12 protein-coding genes and 1 other RNA gene are annotated in these 18,652 nt (G+C 70.8%); 8 read left to right on the top strand and 5 right to left on the bottom strand.

The genetic code is table 11. The features are described 5' to 3' along the window. Positions 1 to 131: 131 nt before the first annotated feature. Positions 132 to 502, top strand: a transfer-messenger RNA (tmRNA) gene (gene ssrA, locus JOF44_RS05280). A gap of 323 nt (positions 503 to 825) precedes the next feature. After that, a complete protein-coding gene (locus tag JOF44_RS05275; RefSeq protein WP_209888233.1) occupies positions 826 to 2,040 on the top strand; it encodes an acyltransferase family protein in 1,215 nt (404 codons plus the stop codon). Between the two features lie 126 nt (positions 2,041 to 2,166). Here JOF44_RS05275 and JOF44_RS05270 read toward each other — a convergent pair whose 3' ends face one another. Then, positions 2,167 to 4,194, bottom strand: coding sequence for a glycoside hydrolase family 3 protein (locus tag JOF44_RS05270; RefSeq protein WP_209888229.1), 2,028 nt, complete (start codon positions 4,192 to 4,194; stop codon positions 2,167 to 2,169). Between the two features lie 55 nt (positions 4,195 to 4,249). Next, the gene (locus JOF44_RS05265; protein ID WP_209888226.1) at positions 4,250 to 5,119 is read right to left on the bottom strand and encodes a sugar phosphate isomerase/epimerase family protein; all 870 of its coding nucleotides are present in this window, start codon (positions 5,117 to 5,119) and stop codon (positions 4,250 to 4,252) included. A gap of 314 nt (positions 5,120 to 5,433) precedes the next feature. Between JOF44_RS05265 and JOF44_RS05260 the strand changes: the two genes are divergently transcribed. Further along, positions 5,434 to 6,387, top strand: coding sequence for a phosphotransferase (locus JOF44_RS05260; protein WP_209888215.1), 954 nt, complete (start codon positions 5,434 to 5,436; stop codon positions 6,385 to 6,387). A gap of 155 nt (positions 6,388 to 6,542) precedes the next feature. Here JOF44_RS05260 and JOF44_RS05255 read toward each other — a convergent pair whose 3' ends face one another. Then, the gene (locus JOF44_RS05255) at positions 6,543 to 7,757 is read right to left on the bottom strand and encodes a glycine C-acetyltransferase (protein ID WP_209888212.1); all 1,215 of its coding nucleotides are present in this window, start codon (positions 7,755 to 7,757) and stop codon (positions 6,543 to 6,545) included. Positions 7,758 to 7,872: 115 nt separating this feature from the next. Then, a complete protein-coding gene (gene tdh / locus JOF44_RS05250) occupies positions 7,873 to 8,937 on the bottom strand; it encodes an L-threonine 3-dehydrogenase (protein ID WP_209895696.1) in 1,065 nt (354 codons plus the stop codon). A 244-nt stretch (positions 8,938 to 9,181) separates the two neighbouring features. Between tdh and hrpA the strand changes: the two genes are divergently transcribed. The 3 genes from hrpA to JOF44_RS05235 all read left to right on the top strand — a co-directional run bounded on the left by hrpA (position 9,182) and on the right by JOF44_RS05235 (position 15,734). Continuing rightward, a complete protein-coding gene (gene hrpA / locus JOF44_RS05245) occupies positions 9,182 to 13,054 on the top strand; it encodes an ATP-dependent RNA helicase HrpA (protein ID WP_209888209.1) in 3,873 nt (1,290 codons plus the stop codon). A gap of 443 nt (positions 13,055 to 13,497) precedes the next feature. Beyond that, entirely contained in the window at positions 13,498 to 14,100 is a 603-nt protein-coding gene (locus JOF44_RS05240; protein WP_209888206.1) for a hypothetical protein, read from the top strand. A gap of 176 nt (positions 14,101 to 14,276) precedes the next feature. Next, complete coding sequence (locus tag JOF44_RS05235) at positions 14,277 to 15,734, top strand: NAD-dependent malic enzyme (protein WP_209888203.1); 1,458 nt, start codon at positions 14,277 to 14,279, stop codon at positions 15,732 to 15,734. Here the strand turns inward: JOF44_RS05235 and JOF44_RS05230 are convergent. Further along, positions 15,718 to 16,197 carry a VanZ family protein gene (locus JOF44_RS05230; protein WP_209888200.1) on the bottom strand — a complete coding sequence of 160 codons (480 nt, stop codon included), beginning with the start codon at positions 16,195 to 16,197 and terminating at the stop codon, positions 15,718 to 15,720. The genes JOF44_RS05235 and JOF44_RS05230 overlap by 17 nt on opposite strands. Positions 16,198 to 16,284: 87 nt before the next feature. On the opposite strand from JOF44_RS05230, the gene JOF44_RS05225 reads away from it, so the two are divergent. Beyond that, positions 16,285 to 16,656, top strand: a complete 372-nt coding sequence (locus JOF44_RS05225; protein WP_209888197.1) for a DUF3039 domain-containing protein — start codon at positions 16,285 to 16,287, stop codon at positions 16,654 to 16,656. A gap of 183 nt (positions 16,657 to 16,839) precedes the next feature. Beyond that, entirely contained in the window at positions 16,840 to 18,648 is a 1,809-nt protein-coding gene (locus JOF44_RS05220; RefSeq protein WP_342591671.1) for a DEAD/DEAH box helicase, read from the top strand. Positions 18,649 to 18,652 lie beyond the last annotated feature (4 nt).

The following is an 18,652-nucleotide window of genomic DNA, read 5'->3' as shown; positions in this document are numbered from 1 at the left end:
TGGGCCGGACGCGGTAGACTCGAGGCAGACGCGACGGGCTCGCCCGAGCGTCGTGGATGTTTGACAACACAACAGTGAGTACACGGGACGGCCGTCCAGACCGTCCAGTTCTGTGCTGCAGACCCACGCCAGGGGCCGATCGGTTTCGACGGTAGTTGTCCAGCGAGGGGAAGCGGGCCGAGAATCCAGAGTCATCTCGTTAATGTCCTCTGGAAACCAATAAGTGCCGAACCCAAGCGCACTGACTTCGCTCTCGCTGCCTGATCAGCGTTAGCAGTCTGGAACCCCGGGCTTGCTCCTGACCCGGATCGTTCCATCATCAAAGGAGCCACTGCTGCCGACCTTCGTCATCGAGGTCGGATGAACACCTCAGAGTGACTGAGTCCGTCGACGACGCGTTCGCACGAGCGTCGGGACTGAGAAAACGCCATTGCGGACTGCGCCCGGAGAAGCCCTCGCTCCACACTATCGGACGCGGGTTCGATTCCCGCCGGCTCCACGAGTGTACTCACCATGAAAGACCCCCTCACCTGCGTAGATGCGCGTGGGAGGGGGTCTTTTGCATGCCCGGACCGCTATGTCCCATCCCGCTCCATCGACCGCTCCAGCCCATGCTCCGCCTCGGCGAGATCTGCGGTGTCGGTGCCATACGGCCCTGTGGCAACGCCTGCGCAGAGGTCGGTGGGTGGGACGGGGGTGTGGGTGGGCCGGGTGCTGGTGGCGGAGGTCCGCTGCCCTCGCCCCACCTCCGAGTCCGGTGAGTTCCGCGATGTCGGTGCGCATCCTTCCCTCGTCCGCTGTCACGAGCGTGGCACACTCTGTCGGATGCATGAGATCGCACCTCCTGCTGGCCCGCGCCACCGCGTCGAGACAGCCGACCCGCGCCACCGCGTCGAGGCTGCCGGCCCGCGCCACGGCGTCGAGGCGGCCGCCACTCCTCGTCGACGCGTCGAGGTGGTCGACTACCTCCGCTTCGTCGCCGCCCTGTCGGTCGTGGCCTTCCACTACCTGTACAACGGCATCAAGAACGGCAAGGTCCAGGGCATCACCCATGAGCCCGTGATCGCCCTCGCCCAGTACGGCTACCTGGGCGTGAACCTGTTCTTCATGATCAGCGGCTTCGTCATCGTCCAGTCGGTCCGTGGGAAGACCGCTCGTCAGTTCGCCGTCGGCCGGGCCCTGCGCCTGTACCCCGCCTTCTGGGTGGCCGTGCTGATCACCACCGGGTTCGCGCTCGTCCTCGGCGGGGAGCGGATGGGCGTCGACCTGGAGCAGGTGCTGGTCAACCTCACGATGATCCCGACACTGCTGGGGCAGCCGTTCGTGGACGGCGTCTACTGGACCCTGCTGTACGAGCTGGCGTTCTACGCGGCCGTGTTCGTCCTCGTGCTGCTGCGCCTGAACCATCGCGTGGCGGCGCTGATGCCGGCCTGGGCGATCCTCATGGGCGTGATGTCGCAGCTCGCCCCGCATTTCGCCGCGAACACTCCGTTCCTCGGCGGGTACTTCGGCTACTTCGCCGCCGGAGCCGTCATCGCCGCGATCGCGGACTCCGGGTGGAGCGTGTACCGGACGCTCGGTCTCCTCGCCGCCTATGTGACCGTGCTGCCGTACCACGACCCGGTGCTCACGGTGCTCACGACGATCCTGTTCGCTCTTATGCTCGCGACCCTCAACCCGACCGTCCGCAGCTGGCGGCTCCCCGGATCGGCCACCGCCGGCGCGCTGACCTACCCGCTGTACCTGGTCCATGCCCACATCGGCTACATGCTGCTGACGAGGTTCGCGACCGAGGAGAACAAGTGGGTCGCCTACCCGCTGATCCTCGCGTTCGTGCTGGTCCTGGCGTACCTGCTGCACGTGAGCGTCGAGAAGGACCCCCGTGCCCGTCGCTTCTGGAAGAAGCTCCTGGACAGCACCGTCGGCACGCTGGTCGGCCTGCTGCAGTCCGCGCTCGACCTCGTGCTGTCCCGCATCCCCGGGGTACGGGCCGATGCTCGGCGTTCGACGGACGGGGACCGACCGCTCGTCGGATCCTGATCCCGAGGGGCAGGGTCGCTCCCGGGTCGTGGCCACCGTGCAGCTCCCCGACGAAAAGGCCGTACCGGCCCGGATCCACCAGGTCGTCGGCACATCGGTGCCCGCGGAGGGCGGAGCGCCGGCGGTTCAGGCGCCGTAGCCGAGCCCGTGCCCGAGCTGGTACCGGTTGCCGTCGGCGTCGACGTAGACGTAGGGGTGCCCATTCATATGCTGCTCCTTGGCGTAGCCGGGGACGTCGTTGGGGGAGGCGCAGCGCCCCTGCTCGTCCACGGCGACCGCGGCGGCGTCGATCGGGAACGTGATCGGCAGCCGACCGCTGGGGGAGAACCCGCCGAGCGCCGCCTCGACCACGATCTCCTCGCGGGTCTCGAAGCCGATCAGCAGACCGTCGGCCAGCGGCTCGATCGAATCCAGCAGCCACGGGTACATGGCATCCAGCCCGATGACCAGGGTGTCCACGCTCTGACGGATGCGACGCAGCTTCTCGATGTCGATGTGGGCGTGCTCGCCGATCGACAGATCCGTGATCCCCACGAACTCGAAGTACGACCCGACGAACGGCTTCACGAGCACGATCGCGACGTCCGCGCGGCGGTGGTCGGTGGTGAAGTCGATGTCGGGATGGGCCTGCTCGAGGCGCGCGCGCAGCGCGTCCAGCTGCTTGACCGTGAGGTCCTTGGCCATCAGCTCGACGTAGACCGACTTCCCCGCCAGGGACTCGGCGGTCAGCGGCAGGACCGCCTCGTGGTTCTTGGCCAGCACCACGGAGCGCCGGTGCGCGTCGGTCGCCGCGGCCTGGGCGGCGGAGTTCTGGACCACGCGGTCCGCCTCCTCGGGATCCGCGTAGGGGTTCTCGAACAGGCCGAGGGTGAACAGCTCCTGGAGCAGCAGCTGCGCCGCCTCGTCGAGGCGATCACCGGTGAAGTGCCCGGCCACGTACGCCTCGCGCACGGAGGCGACGTCGTTGGTGTCGGCGAACATGTCGGTGCCGGCCATCACGGCACGGCCGACACGCTCGGCCGGGGTGAGGTCCTCCACGCCCCAGGCCATCTTCGACATCACGCCGGAGTCGGAGTTGATGTAGCCGCGATGGCCCATCGCCCGCAGCAGGTCCATCACCTCCTTGTTGAAGGCGAAGCCGACCTGCTCGAAGTCCGTCAGGCGCCCTTGCGGGGTGGCGGACTTCTCGTCCGAGGGGATCGCGTAGTAGGGCATGATCGAGGAGGTGCCCGCCTCGATCGCGGCCTGGAACGGCGGCAGGTGGTACTCCTCGAGGGAGCCGGGCGTGGGGTAGATGTTGAAGCGGCCCTCCGCGTAGTGCGGATCGGTGCCGTTCTCCCGGGCGCCGCCGCCGGGGAAGTGCTTGGTGGTCAGGGCGACACCGTCGGCCGAGAGCCCGTCCTGGCCCTGGAACCCGCGAACGATGGCGGACATCGCCCGCGCCACGAACTGCGGGTCCTCGCCGAAGGTGCCCTGGCCGCGGAACCAGCGCGGGTCGGTGAACACGTCCGCCATGTACATGTAGCCCTTGCGCAGGCCGGAGGACACCCACTCTGCGCGCGAATGCGCCGCGAAGGATTCGATGATCTCGAGCGACCCGGTCGCCGCCAGGCCCAGCGTGCCGGGCCATGCGGTGAAGGGCTGGTCCTGGGGAGTGCCGCCCATCTTGAAGCCGCCGGCCTCGTTCTTCGAGTTCGCGGTCACGATCACGGGGATGCCCCAGCGGGTGGACTCGGCGACCTCGTTCATCGCGTTGATCCAGGTGGCGATCCGGGCCCCGGTGGGCTCCTCCCGCATGATGAAGTGGCGCATGTGCAGCCCGGTGATCATCTCGGTGGTGCCCTCGAAGGGGATTCCCGCGCTCGTGTGGGGATCGAGCTTGATCGGCAGATGCTGCTCATCGAGCACGCCGTCGCCGCTGGTGAAGTCCTTGTTGTGCTGGGAGATGCCCATCGGACGGGAGCTGATGACCATCAGACCGAGCTTCTCGTCCGGGGACATGCGCGCCACCAGGTCCGCGGCGCGCTCGGCCGGGCTCAGCCGCCAGTCCTCGAAGGGGGTGAGCTCGCCGTCGCCGTCGAGGTCACGGAAACGGAGACCGTCGACCTCGAGGGTCTTCTTGACGCGGCTGGACAGCGGGATCTGGGCGGGCATGAATGCTCCTGGGGTCGTGATGGGCGAGGGACGTGCGGAGGCCGACGGACCGGGATCAGCCGGTGATCAGGGACTCGTAGCCGAGGGAGACGAGGTGGTCGCGACTCATCGCGAGGGAGTCGAAGATGTCCCGGCCGTAGGTCTGGTCCTGCTCGATCAGCAGGTGACGGGCACCGGAGGCGATGCCCTGGTCGATGACGGGCCTCCAGTCCAAGGTGCCCTGACCGACCTCGGCGAACTGCACGATGTCGCGCGCCCAGTAGTCGCCGAAGGCATCACGGTCGCCGGCGTGCATGGCCTCGAACGTCTCGGCGGACGGCAGCACGATGCGGAAGTCCTTGAGATGGACCAGGTCCAGCACGCCCGCGAAGTCGGCCAGGGTCCGCTCCGGATCGCGTCCGCCGCGCTGGACCCAGTGGCAGTCGATCTCGTAGCGCAGGTGCGGTGCCTTCTCGCGCAGCTGGTCCAGGAGCGTGGCCCCGCCGAACTTCGCGAATTCGACGTGATGGTTGTGGTAGCTCAGCGAGATCCCCTCGTCGGCGAGGCGACGGGCGTACTCGTCTGCCTCATGGGCGAAGGCGTCGAAGGCCTCCTGGGAGGCCATCGCGCCGAGCGGCATCATGCCGATGCGGATCATGGTGGTGCCCAGGCGCCGGGCATGCTCGACGTGGAGGTCGAAGTGGTCCTGGAGGGTCAGCTCCTCGCTGCCGGCCGGGACGGACGTCTTCGCGGAGATCGCGGCGACCTCGATGCCGAGGCTGTCTCGCGCCTCCTCCACCGCGGCCACGTTCTGCTGCGTCATCGGGACCTGCGAGACCTCCACGACGTCGAAGCCGGTCTCCCGCACCCGCCGCAGGACGGGGAGGACCCCCTCTGCCGCGATGTGGTCCTTGAGCATCATGAGCTGGATACCGATGCGAGCCAAGCGAGCCTCCTGTGGTCGGTCCGGGCCGCCTCGCCCGGGGACGGCGGGGCGCCGACCCGGCCGCGTGACGTCCACGCTATCGAGCGATGCCCGCGACCTCGGCCAGTTTGCCGAGGGTTGCCCTTCGCGCAGGGCCTCCGAGAGCGCCGGGCCGGCGGCGGCGAGGCTCCCGTCGACGCTCCTGAGGTCCTCGATCACCCGGTGCCGAATGAGGGACCGCACGATCGGCGCTGAGTCCCGAGGCTTTCCCACGGGGACGTCCTCTGCGCGGGACCGCGCTTGTTACTGCGGGCCCGCGTTCGTACGCTGGGACGATGCCCGCCCCGGTCGGACCCGATCCCGCGCCGCCGCCCGCCGACCTGCCGGTCGATGCCGCCCGCGTCGACGCGCTGTGCGCGGCGCTGGTCCCGGAGCCCGGCAGGGAGCTCGAGGACTTCGTGACCACGGTGGGCGCCGCGCCGCTCGACCAGGGCTGGGACAACGTGCTGTGGCCGGTCGGCACGGTCCGCGGCGAGCCCGTGGTGCTCCGTGTGGTCCGACGGGCCTCGGCCGTGCCGCTGCTGGGACGCGAGATCTTGGTGCTGCGCCATCTCGCCGACGTCGCCGAGCAGCTGCCGATGCGGATCCCGACACCGTTGGCCACGACGGATCACGCCACGCTCGTGCCGTGGATCCCCGGCCGCACCGCAGGCGAGGTCGAGGAGGGATCCCGGGTGGGGGTGGCGTGGTCCGTGGCGCGCATGCTGGCACGGGTCCACTCACTGCCGGCGCCCCGGGTCGACCCGAACCCGGTGCGCGGGGCCCCGCTCGCCACCCGCACGGAGGCCTTCGCGGGCGATCTCGAGCGCTCCGGGGTCGATGCCGTCACCCGCCGTCGGGCCCGCGGCGGGTGGGACCGCGGACTGGGCGCGACGACCTGGGATCGTCCTGCGCTGCTGATGCACGGCGATCCGCACCCTGGCAACGTCGTGGTCCCGCCGGCAGGGACGGTGCGCGAGGCGGCGCTGATCGACTGGGGCGATGCCACGATCGGGGACCCCGCGAGTGACCTCGGCGCCCTGCTGCTGCATGACCCCTCGGACTCGATGCTCAGGGCCTACCGGGCCGAAGCGACCTGGGCCGGCATCGCGGACGAGGCGTGCTGGTCGGCACTCGTCGACCGTTCCTGGGCCTGGGGCGTGCGCCTCGCTCTCTCCCTGCTGACGGCATACCCCCGGGGGCATCGCCTGGGGCGGGCCGGGCAGCGCCTGCTCGATGCGTGCCGGTGACGGGAGATCACACCGGCTCGTCGCTGCTCTCGGACAGTGCGCAGCATCGCAGGAGAGGCTCCCGGAGGGGGACGGCAGCCGTGTCGGGCGTTCCCGCGGGAACGCCCCGGGGTCCGACGAAGGCGTCCGATGCGGCCGCGGTCAGCCCTTCGGGATCACCCCTGCACGGCGGCGCGGGAGGCGACGAAGGCCTGCACCGCGGCTTCGACGTCGGCCTCGGTGTGCGCGGCGGAGAGCTGGACGCGGATGCGGGCCTTGCCCTGGGGGACCACGGGGTAGGAGAAGGCGGTGACGAACACACCGTTGTCGAGCATCGCATCGGCGACCTTCCCGGCCAGCGCCGCGTCGCCGAACATCACCGGCACGATCGCGTGCTCGCCGGGAAGCAGCTCGAAGTCCTCCTCGCTCATCCTCCGACGGAACAGCTCGGCGTTGTCGAACAGCTTCGTGCGCAGCTCGGCGCTGCCGGCGACCAGCTCGAGCGCGGTGAGCGTCGCGGCGACGATCGCCGGCGCCAGGGAGTTGGAGAACAGATAGGGGCGGCCCTTCTGGCGCAGCATCGCGACGATCTCGGCGCGGGCGGAGACGTAGCCGCCGCTGGCGCCGCCGAGAGCCTTGCCGAAGGTGCCGGTGTAGATGTCCACCCGCTCGGAGACCCCGAAGTGCTCCGGGGTGCCGGCGCCGGTGGCGCCCATGAAGCCGACGGCGTGGGAGTCGTCGACCATCACCAGCGCCCCGTACTCGTCGGCCAGATCGCAGATCCCCGGCAGGGGGGCGAGGTAGCCGTCCATGGAGAACACGCCGTCGGTGACGATGATCGTGCGCCGCGCCCCGGCGCCGTCGTTCTGGGCGCGGGTGGCTTCCAGCTGGGCGCGCAGGTCCTCGAGGTCGGCGTTGCGGTACCGGTAGCGGGCCGCCTTGGACAGGCGGATCCCGTCGATCAGGGAGGCGTGGTTCAGTGCGTCGGAGATGATCGCGTCATCCTTGCCGAACAGGGGCTCGAACACGGCGCCGTTGGCGTCGAAGCAGGAGGAGAACAGGATCGTCTCCTCGGTGCCGAGGAAGGCGGAGACCTCCCGCTCCAGCTGCAGGTGGAGGTCCTGGGTGCCGCAGATGAACCGCACCGAGGCCATCCCGAAACCGCGATCATCCAGTGCCTTCTTCGCCGCGGCCACCAGATCGGGGTGATCGGCCAGGCCCAGGTAGTTGTTCGCGCAGAAGTTCAGCACCTCGGTGCCGCCCCGGCCCATGGGTGCGGCGGTGATGCGCCCGGACTGCGGGGTGGAGATGATGCGCTCGTGCTTGAAGGTGCCGGCCTGCTCGATCTCGGCGAGCTCGGCGGTCAGCTGGTCCTTGAGGTCCGTGTACACGGGAGTCCTTCCGTCAGGGGAGATCAGGGGTGGAGTCGGTGGGGCAGGACGGGTCCGGGGGCGGACCGGATCCGCAGAGGTGGGGCGCGGTGGCCGCGACGGGGCGAGGACGGCGTCAGCCGAGGTTCTCCCAGTCCAGCAGGACCTTGCCGCCGTCGCCGGTGCGGGCGATCTCGTAGCCGCGGGCGAAATCCGCCGCGGGGATCACGTCGGTCACGGTCCGGGTGACCTTCGCGCGCAGCTCGGGCGAGCTGGTCAGCATCGCCGACATCGCGTTCCAGGTCTCGTACATCTCCCGGCCGTAGATGCCCTGCAGGGTGAGCATGCGGGTGACGACCATCGTCCAGTCGATCTCGAAGCTCTGCGAGGGCAGTCCCAGCAGCGAGATCTTCCCGCCGTGGTTCATGTTCTCGATCATCTCCTGCAGCGCCCGGGGCTGCCCGGAGATCTCCAGGCCCACGTCGAAGCCCTCGCGCATCTTCAGCTCCGCCTGCGCGTGACGGATCCGGGTGGAGGAGACGTCGATCGTGGCGTCGGCCCCGCTGTCCTCGGCCATCGCCAGGCGGTGCGGGGCGATGTCGGTGATGGCGACGTACCGGGCGCCGGCGTGGCGGGCCACGGCCACGGCCATCTGTCCGATCGGACCGGCCCCCGTGATCAGCACGTCCTCACCGATGATCGAGAACTTCAGCGTGGTGTGCACGGCATTGCCGAAGGGGTCGAACAGGGCCCCGAGCTCCGGGCTGATCAGCTCGGTGCCGCCGTCGTGCTCGTGGACCCAGACATTGAAGTGGGGGATCACGACGTACTCGGCGAAGGCCCCGTCGCGCTGGACCCCCACCGAGCGGGTGCGGATGCACATCTGCTTGCGGCCGGCGCGGCAGTTGCGGCACGTCCCGCACACCACGTGCCCCTCGCCGGAGACCCGATCCCCGACCCGCACGTCGGTGATATCCACCCCGACCTCCACGACCTCGCCGTAGAACTCGTGGCCGGGCGTGAACGGCACCGTGTCGCACATCGCCTCGGCCGAGGAGTCCCAGGCCAGGATGTGCAGGTCGGTGCCGCAGATCCCGGCGCGCAGCACCCGGATCTTCACGTCCAGCGGGCCCGTGCTCGGCTCGGGCAGGTCCACCATCGTCAGCCCGGGTCCGGGCTCCGTCTTGCGCAGCGCACGCATCATCGCGGCAGCGATCCTCCTCGGTCTCGTCGGCCCGCCGGTGCGGACCCGCCCCCGATGGTAGACGGCTCCGGGCGCCGCGTCCGACGGTCCCGTGCCGCTGACGGGAGTACCGGCCGCTGCCGACGGAAGATCCCGACGGGGTCGACGGAAGGACCCGGCGGCGGCCGACGAAGATGCCCGGCGGCGCCCGCTCGTATTGCCCGCGACCCGGGAGGGCCCGGCCACGTAGAGTGGGCGCGCCATGACCACGTCCTCCCCGAGCCCCGACCTGCGCCTGTCCTATCCCGCCGAGCTGCCCGTGTCCGGGCGCCGCGAGGACATCATGGAGGCGATCGCGCAGAACCAGGTGACCGTGATCGCCGGCGCCACGGGCTCCGGCAAGACCACCCAGATCCCCAAGATGCTGCTCGAGCTGGGATACGGCACCGAGGGGCGCCTGATCGGCCACACCCAGCCGCGCCGGATCGCCGCCCGCTCGGTCGCCCAGCGCATCGCGAGCGAGCTCGGTCAGACGCTGGGGGAGGGGGCCGTGGGCTTCCAGGTCCGCTTCACCAAGCAGACCGCCCGCGGCACCCGGCTGAAGCTCATGACCGACGGCATCCTGCTCGCCGAGATCGGCCGCGACCGCCTGCTGACGCGCTACGACGCGATCATCATCGACGAGGCCCACGAGCGCTCGCTGAACATCGACGTCATCCTCGGCTATCTCCGTCAGATCCTGCCCCAGCGCCCGGACCTGAAGATCATCATCACCTCGGCGACCATCGACCCGGAGCGGTTCGCCGAGCACTTCGGCTCCCGCCTGCCCTCGGGCGAGCTCGACCCCGCCCCGATCATCGAGGTCTCCGGCCGCACCTATCCCGTCGACATCCGCTACCGCCCGCTGGTGCTCGAGGCGGATCCGGACGAGGACGACGACGAGCTCGAGGACATCCACTCCACCGAGCGTGACCTCACCCAGGCCATCATCGACGCGGTCGACGAGCTCGCCGCCGAGGGTCCCGGCGACATGCTCGTCTTCCTGCCCGGCGAGCGGGAGATCCGCGAGATCTCCGAGGCCGTGACCGCCCACCTCGGCCGCGGCACCCGAGGGCGGGCCGCCCTGCCGGTCGAGGTGCTGCCGCTGTTCGGGCGCCTGTCCGCCCAGGACCAGCAGAAGATCTTCTCCCCGCCGCCGGCGGGCACCTATCGCCGCATCATCCTGTCCACCAACGTCGCCGAGACCTCCCTGACGGTCCCCGGGATCGCCTACGTCATCGACGCCGGGCTCGCCCGCATCTCGCGCTACTCCCAGCGCACCAAGGTCCAGCGCCTGCCGATCGAGCCGATCTCGCAGGCCAGCGCGAACCAGCGCTCCGGCCGCTCGGGGCGCACCGCCCCGGGCATCGCGATCCGCCTGTACTCCGAGGAGGACTTCGAGGCGCGCGACGAGTTCACCGAACCGGAGATCCTGCGCACCTCGCTCGCCTCCGTGGTGCTGCTGATGACCTCGCTCGGGCTCGGCGACGTCGAGGCCTTCCCCTTCGTGGAGCCGCCCGCCACCCGCGCCATCACCGACGGCGTGCGGCTGCTGGACGAGCTCGGCGCGATCGAGGACGCCCCGCGCGAGCCGGGCGGGCGCCGCCTCACCCGCGTCGGCCGCACCCTGGCCCGCTTCCCGCTGGACCCGCGGATGGCGCGCATGCTCATCGAGGCCCACCGGCTCGGCGCCCTGCGCGAGGTCCTGATCATCGTCGCCGCCCTGTCCATCCAGGATCCGCGCGAGCGGCCGCTGGGCCAGGAGCAGCAGGCCAAGGAGAAGCACAAGCGGTTCGAGGACGAAAGCAGCGACTTCCTCGCCTTCCTGAACCTGTGGAACCACCTCCAGGGGCGTCGCAAGGCGCTGTCGAACTCCGCGTTCCGCCGCGAGGTGCGCTCCGAGCACCTGCACTACCTGCGCATCCGCGAGTGGTGGGACCTGCACGCCCAGCTGCGCGACATGGCCAAGGACGTGGACCTGTCCGCGAACGAGAACGACGCCTCCCCGGAGGCGATCCACCAGTCGCTCCTGGCCGGGCTGCTCAGTCACGTCGGCCTGGCCGACGACCGCACCCGCGAGTACTCCGGCGCCCGCGGCGCCCGCTTCGTCCTGTGGCCGGGATCGGCCCTGGCCAAGAAGCGCCCCGACTACGTGATGGTCGCCGAGCTGGTGGAGACCAGCCGGCTCTGGGGCCGCACCGCCGCGCGCATCGATCCGACCTGGGCGGAGGAGACCGGCTCCCACGTCGTCAAGCGCTCCTACTCCGAGCCGCACTGGTCCTCGAAGCGCGCCTCCGCCATGGCCCACGAGAAGGTCACCCTCTACGGGGTGCCGATCATCGCCGACCGTGTCGTCGGCTACGGCCGGGTGGACCCCGTCGCCGCCCGCGACATCTTCCTCCAGAACGCGCTGATCGAGGGCGACTGGCGCACCCGTCACCATTTCTTCCGCGACAACCGCGCGCTGATCGCCGAGCTGGAGGAGCTGGAGGCCAAGGCACGGCGACGGGACCTGCTGATCTCCGACGAGCAGCTGTTCCGCTTCTACGACGAACGGATCCCGCAGGACGTCGTCTCCGGCCGGCACTTCGACTCCTGGTGGAAGAAGCAGCGCCACGAGACCCCGGAACTGCTCACGCTCACCGAGCAGGACCTGCTGGCCACCGACGAGGATGCCCGCGAGGCGATCCTGGCCGATTTCCCCGATACCTGGGTGCAGGGGGACCTCACGCTGCCGCTGAGCTACTCCTTCGGCGACGTCGGCGGGCAGGGGCCCGACGGCGTCACCGCCACCATCCCGCTGGACGTGCTCAATCGGGTCCGGTCCCGCGGGCTGGACTGGCTGGTGCCCGGAATGCGCGAGGAGCTGATCACCGAGCTGATCCGCTCGCTGCCCAAGGCGATCCGTCGCCATCTGGTCCCCGCCCCCGAACGGGCCAAGGCCGTCGCCGCGAAGCTCCACGACGACGATCCCGATGCCGGAGAGCCCTTCCTGGAGGCGGTCGCCGACGAGCTGGTCGCGCTGCCGGGCGTGCCCGACGACCTGACGCTGTACGGCCCGGAGTTCGACCTCTCCAAGCTGCCCGCCCATCTGCGGATGCACTTCCGCGTGGTGGACACGACGGGCAAGCAGATCGGTGCCGGGGACGATCTCGGGGCGCTCACGCAGCGCCTCAAGCAGCGGGTGGACGCCTCCGTCTCCTCCCGCGCCGACGAGCTGACCCGCCGCGACCTGCCCACCTTCCCCGAGGAGGGCGTGCCGAGCGTGCACGAGTCCACCGTCGGGGGCATGAAGGTCACCGGCAACCCGGCGCTCATCGCCCGCCGCGGGAAGGACGGGCAGCTGCAGCGGGTCGACCTAGCGGTCCTCGCCACGGCCGACGAGCAGGCCCTCGCCCACCGGGACGGGGTGATCGCCCTGCTGGACCGCGAGCTCGGCACCGACCTGCCCGCGGTGCTGAACGCGCTGCCGAATCCCACCAAGCTCGCCGTCGCCGGCTCGGACTACCCCTCGACCGCGGCGCTGCTGGCCGACGCCTCCCGCGCCGCGACCCTCCATCTCGCCGGCGATGCGCAGGTGCGCACCCGCGCCGAGTACGACGCCCTGCTGGCCCGGATCCGCCAGGAGCACGACGCGCTCGCCGCCCGGGCCGTCAAGGACGCCGCCTCGGCGCTCGCCGTCGGGGCCCGGCTCCACAAGGAGCTCGCCCGCGTGTCCTCGCTGTCGGTGCTCTCCCACCTCACCCAGATCCGCGAGCACGCCGCCGCGCTGCTCGGGGACGGCTTCATCTCCCGCACGGGACCGGATCATCTGCCGGATCTGTCCCGCTACCTCGAGGCCGATCGGATCCGGCTGGAGAAGCTGCCGGAGAACCCGCGCCGTGACGAGCAGCTGGCCTGGCAGATCGGCGACCTCGAGCAGTACTGGGCCGGAGCGCGGGCGAAGCTGTCGGCCCGTCGGCGCGCCGAGCCGGACGTGCAGGAGATCGACTGGATGCTGCAGGAGCTGCGCGTGAGCCTGTTCGCCCAGACCCTGGGGACGAAGCAGACGGTCTCGGACAAGCGGATCCGCTCGGCGATCGCCGCTCTGTCCTGACCACGGCGGCCGCGACGCCCCGGGAGGTCGGGGAACCCGCGCTGCCTGGACGGAGGCCGAGGGCCCGCGGGCGTGCGCCGGACGGGCGGAGCCCGCAGAGCCTGCGGGTGTGTGCCGGACGGGCGGAGCGTGGTGTGCGGCACGGTTCGCGTGTCCGCGCGGTCACCTTGCAGAACTTTTACCTTCCGGCGAACGCTGTCCCGCTGCCGATGCCACCGCCTGTCCGCACCGGGCGCCTGCGGCGCGACGACCGGGGACGACGCGGTCCCGCGCCGCCTCTGCGCCCGGTGACGTTCCGGTCATGATCACCCAAAGGGGTTCTGGACGCCTCCGCTGGTGCGGCGACCAGGGTCTTTTCACACCGTGATCGCATCGTTACGTTGGCACGGCCCGGAGCACCCGGGCGGTGCCCACGACCCCCGGACCTCCGAAGGATTCACTGTATGACCAGCGCACTGAACACCCCTCTGTCCCGTCGATCGCTCTTCGTCACCGGCGTCCTCGGCCTCGCCACCGCGACGACCGCAGCGACCATCGCGCCCGCCTCCGCCGCGGAGCAGGAGTGGACGGAGGAGTTCATGACGCGCCCGGAGACCCGGGAGGGCTTCGCGATCGACGCCATGGACGACTGGCAGGTCGAGAACGCGAAGTTCGTCATCGCCGTGGTCACGGGCCACGACCTGGGCGAGGAGGCGGCCACGATCGCGCTGGCCACCGCGATCGTCGAATCGTGGCTGTACAACTACGAGCCCGCCGTCGATGCCGACTCCGGCGGCCTGTTCCAGCAGCGCCCCTCCATGGGCTGGGGCAGCTATGACGAGGTGCGGCACAAGAAGCTCGCGATCGAGGCCTTCCTCGGGGTCGGCGAGCACGCCGCCGCGCCCGGCCTGCTCCAGGCCGCCCCCGACTACGCGTCCTGGGATGTCGGCGCCGTCGCCCAGCTGGTGCAGGGCTCCGCGCACCCCGAGCGCTACGGCCAGCAGGTCGCCGCCGCTCGGACTCTCTGGGACCGCTACGCCGACGACGTCGAGCCGTACACCGACTGATCCCCGACCCGGAGGCCGATCACCGGCCGACCCGGACGCCGAGCTCCGACCGGAGGACGTCCGGGGCCGGGACCGGGACCTCCCGGCCCCCGACGTCGTCGTCCCTGCCTTCTTCGTCCCCGTCTTCGTCGGTGCGCCGTCTCCCGGAGGTGCTCCGGCATCGTTAAGCTGAAGCCATGTCACCGTTGCCATCCGTGAGCTACTCCATCACGATCCGACTCGAATTCGCGGCGCGCTCCGCCGCCGTCAGCGACATCACCGGCCGCATCGAGAGACACGGGGGCAACGTCACCGCCCTGGACGTGTCCGCCTCCGGGCCGGAGCGGATGCGCGCCGACGTCACGGTCCTCACCGCCGGCCACGACCACGCCATGGAGGTCGTCGAGGACCTCAAGGGCATCGAGGGCGTCGAGCTGGGCAAGGTCTCCGACCGCACCTTCCTCGCCCACCTCGGCGGCAAGCTGAAGATCGAGTCGAAGGTCCCCATCCGTCACCGCGACGACCTCTCGATGGTCTACACCCCCGGGGTGGCCCGCGTGGTCAAGGCGATCGCGGAGAACCCCGACGACGCCCGCCGGCTGACCATCAAGCGCAACACCGTCGCGGTCGTCACGGACGGCACCGCGATCCTGGGACTGGGCGACCTCGGCCCGCTCGCCGCGATGCCGGTGATGGAGGGCAAGGCGGCCCTGTTCAAGCGCTTCGCCGGCATCGACGCCTTCCCGATCTGCCTGGACGCGCACTCGGTCGACGAGATCGTCTCCCACGTCAAGGCGATCGCCCCCGTCTTCGCCGGTATCAACCTCGAGGACATCTCAGCGCCGCGCTGCTTCGAGATCGAGGACCGTCTGCGCGACGAGCTGGACATCCCCGTCTTCCACGACGACCAGCACGGCACCGCGATCGTCGTCGTCGGTGCCCTGCGCAATGCGCTGCGCGTGGTGGAGAAGGACATCGCCTCCGCCCGCATCGTGCTCTCCGGCGCCGGAGCCGCCGGCACCGCGATCCTGCGCCTGCTGCGCGCCGCCGGTGCCCGCGACATCGTCGTCACCGACGTCGACGGCATCATCCACGGCAGCCGCGAACAGCTCGAGGGCCGCCTGCCCTGGATCGCGGAGGTCACCAACCCCCGCGGGCTGACCGGCACCCTCCACGACGCGATCGAGGACGCCGACGTCTTCATCGGCGTCAGCGCCGGGAACATCCTCACCGCGCAGGACGTCACCACGATGGCCGACCGCTCGATCGTGTTCGCCATGGCCAACCCGACCCCGGAGATCGACCCCGCCGAGGCCGCCCAGCACGCCGAGGTCGTCGCCACCGGGCGCAGCGACTTCGCCAACCAGATCAACAACGTGCTGGCATTCCCGGGCGTCTTCCGCGGTCTGCTCGACGCCCACGCCACGCGGGTCAGCGACCGCATGCTGCTGGCCGCGGCGAATGCCCTGGCCGACGTGGTCACCGCCGAGGAGCTGAACCCCACCTACATCGTCCCCAGCGTCTTCAACGAAGGCGTCACCAAGGCCGTGGCCAGCGCGGTCGAGCAGGTCGCCCGCGAGGACGCCGGGACGGTCGACACCATCACCGGTGCCATGCCCGCGGTGTACGCCGACGAGATCACGCTGGAGGGCTGACCTCGGGTCCACGGTCCAGGTCATCGTCTGCGGCGCGCATCCTCCGGGGTGCGCGCCGCAGCCGCTCACCGATCCACAGCCCCACCCCGAGGGCGATGCCGATGACGTCCAGGAGGATGTCCGCGCCCTCGGCCCCGCGCTCGGGCAGCAGCACCAGTTGGATCAGCTCGATCAGCAGGGCATGGGCGAGGGCGACGATCACCACCCACCCCATGGGGAACCGCCGGCGCGGAGCCAGCAGGCGACCGGCCGCCCAGACGGTCAGGGCGAACACCACGAGATGGACGAGCTTGTCGACCCCGACGACCCCGGCTCCGGGCACCCCGCTCGGGATCGAGGGCAGGTAGAAGCCGATGTTGGCCACGATGGCGAGCACCAGCGCCCCCACCCGCCACGGCAGCGACCCGCCCACGCGACGGATCTCGTGCGGCAGGTGACGGCAGAACTCGACGGCAGCATCCATGACGGCAGTGTTCCAGCGACCGCACCTGACCATCGGGAGGCAGGGCCGTTAGGCTCTTCGCAACGACACCGATCGAGGGAGCGAGCCATGTCCTCCACGTCCGACCCGTCCCGGATGGACCCGTACAGCGACGATCCGGGCAGCACCGCGGTGCTGGACCGCCAGCTGCAGGAGCAGGAGCAGACCACCGACGACGGCGACCACGACCGGTTCGCCCACTACGTGCGCAAGGACAAGATCACCCAGGCGGCCCTGGGCGGCTCCCCGGTGATCGCGCTGTGCGGCAAGGTGTGGGTCCCGGGCCGTGACCCCGAGAAGTACCCCGTGTGCCCCGAGTGCAAGGAGATCTACGAAGGGTTCCGCGCTCCGCGGGACGGCGGCGGGGACGACGGCTCCGGCGGCTCGGGCGGCTCGGGCAAGGGCGGCGGCTTCCGCGGCTTCTTCGGCGGGCGCCGCTGACCGTCCGCTGCGGGCACCGCTGACCTCCGCGCGCACGCTGACCTCCGCGGCCGCCGCTGACCTGCGCCAACGGCGGCCGCGGGCCGCACGGCACGACGCCGTCCGTCACGACGCGCCCGGCGACTTCCTCACATCGGGTCCGTCGGCGGGTCGTCGGACGGCGGCGGTACGGTGGATCCCGCTGTGAATACGACTCCCTCCCTGTTCTCCACCAGCGATCCGCGCCAGCCCTCCGAGGCCGCCGCCCGGTCGCTGCCGGTGGCCTACCCCGAACGCGCCGCCTGGGGCACCGTCCCCAAACTGCGTGCCTGGCAGGCCGAGGCCCTCGAGCTGTACCGCAGCCGCGATCCGAAGGACTTCCTGGCCGTGGCCACGCCCGGCGCCGGCAAGACCACCTTCGCCCTGCAGATCGCCGCCGCCCTGCTCGCCGAGGGCACGGTCCGCCGGGTCACGGTGGTCGCCCCGACCGAGCACCTGAAGACGCAGTGGGCGGACTCCGCGGCGCGCGTGGGCATCTCCCTGGATCCGAACTTCACCAATGCCCAGGGCGCCCACGGCTCCCACTACCAGGGCGTGGCGCTCACCTACGCCCAGGTGGGCATGCACCCGGCCCTGCATCGCGCCCGCACCGAGGCCGAGCGCACCCTGGTGATCCTCGATGAGATCCACCACGCGGGAGACTCGCTGACCTGGGGCGACGGTGTGCGCGACGCCTTCGATACGGCGACGAGGCGGCTCGCGCTGACCGGCACCCCGTTCCGCTCGGACTCCTCGCAGATCCCCTTCGTGGTCTACGAGGAGGACGGCGAGGGCTTCTCCCGCTCGAAGGCCGACTACACCTACGGCTACGGCGAGGCGCTGCGCGACCACGTCGTGCGCCCGGTGCTGTTCATGACCTACTCGGGGCGCATGCACTGGCGCACCAAGACCGGTGACGAGGTCTCCGCGCAGCTCGGCGCCCTGGAGTCCAAGGACATCACCCAGCAGGCCTGGCGCACCGCCCTGGACCCCCAGGGCGAATGGATCCAGTCGGTGCTCTCGGCCGCGGACCGCCGCCTGACGGAAGTGCGCCGCCACGTCCCCGACGCCGGGGGACTGGTGATCGCCACCGACCAGAAGGCCGCCCGAGCCTATGCGGCCACCCTCCAGGAGATCTGCGGGCAGGCCCCCACCGTCGTGCTCTCGGACGATGCCGGCGCCGGCAGGCGCATCGAGGACTTCTCCGCCTCCGAGGACCGCTGGATGGTCGCGGTGCGGATGGTCTCCGAGGGCGTGGACGTGCCTCGCCTGGCGGTGGGCGTCTATGCCACCTCGACGGCCACCCCGATGTTCTTCGCCCAGGCCGTCGGCCGTTTCGTGCGCTCGAGGACCCGCGGGGAGACCGCCAGCGTGTTCCTGCCGACGGTGCCGATCCTCATGGCGCACGCCGCGGAGCTGGAGGCCGAGCGCGACCACGTGCTGGACCTGCGGCCGCCCGAGGGCGATCCGGAGACCGGGCTCGACGAGAGCCTGATCGAGCAGGCCAATCGTCCCGAACAGACCAGCGACCAGCTCGAGATGACCTTCGAGGCGCTCGAGTCCGAGGCCTCCTTCGACCGCGTCCTGTTCGACGGCGGCGAATACGGAGCCGGCGGCACGATCGGCAGCGAGGACGAGCAGGAGTTCCTGGGCATCCCGGGACTGCTGGACCCCGAGCAGATGCGCACCGTCCTCCAGCAGCAGCAGGCCCAGCAGCAGGCCCGCCGGCAGAAGAGCGGGGCCGCCGAGAAGCCCACCACCCCCGGCGTCGTGGATCACCGGCAGCTGATGGAGCTGCGCAAGGAGCTCAGCACCCTGGTCTCGGCCTGGGCCAAGAAATCCGGCGCGCCCCACGGTTCCGTGCACAACACCCTGCGCAGTCGCAGCGGGGGGCCGGCGGTCGCCCAGGCCAGTGCCGAGCAGATCCAGGAACGCATCGGGATCGTCCGCGGCTGGTTCGTGGGCCGCCGCTGATCTG

Source organism: Brachybacterium fresconis (assembly GCF_017876515.1).
GTDB classification, from domain to species: domain Bacteria; phylum Actinomycetota; class Actinomycetes; order Actinomycetales; family Dermabacteraceae; genus Brachybacterium; species Brachybacterium fresconis.
This window is presented reverse-complemented; position numbering and strand designations above follow the sequence as displayed.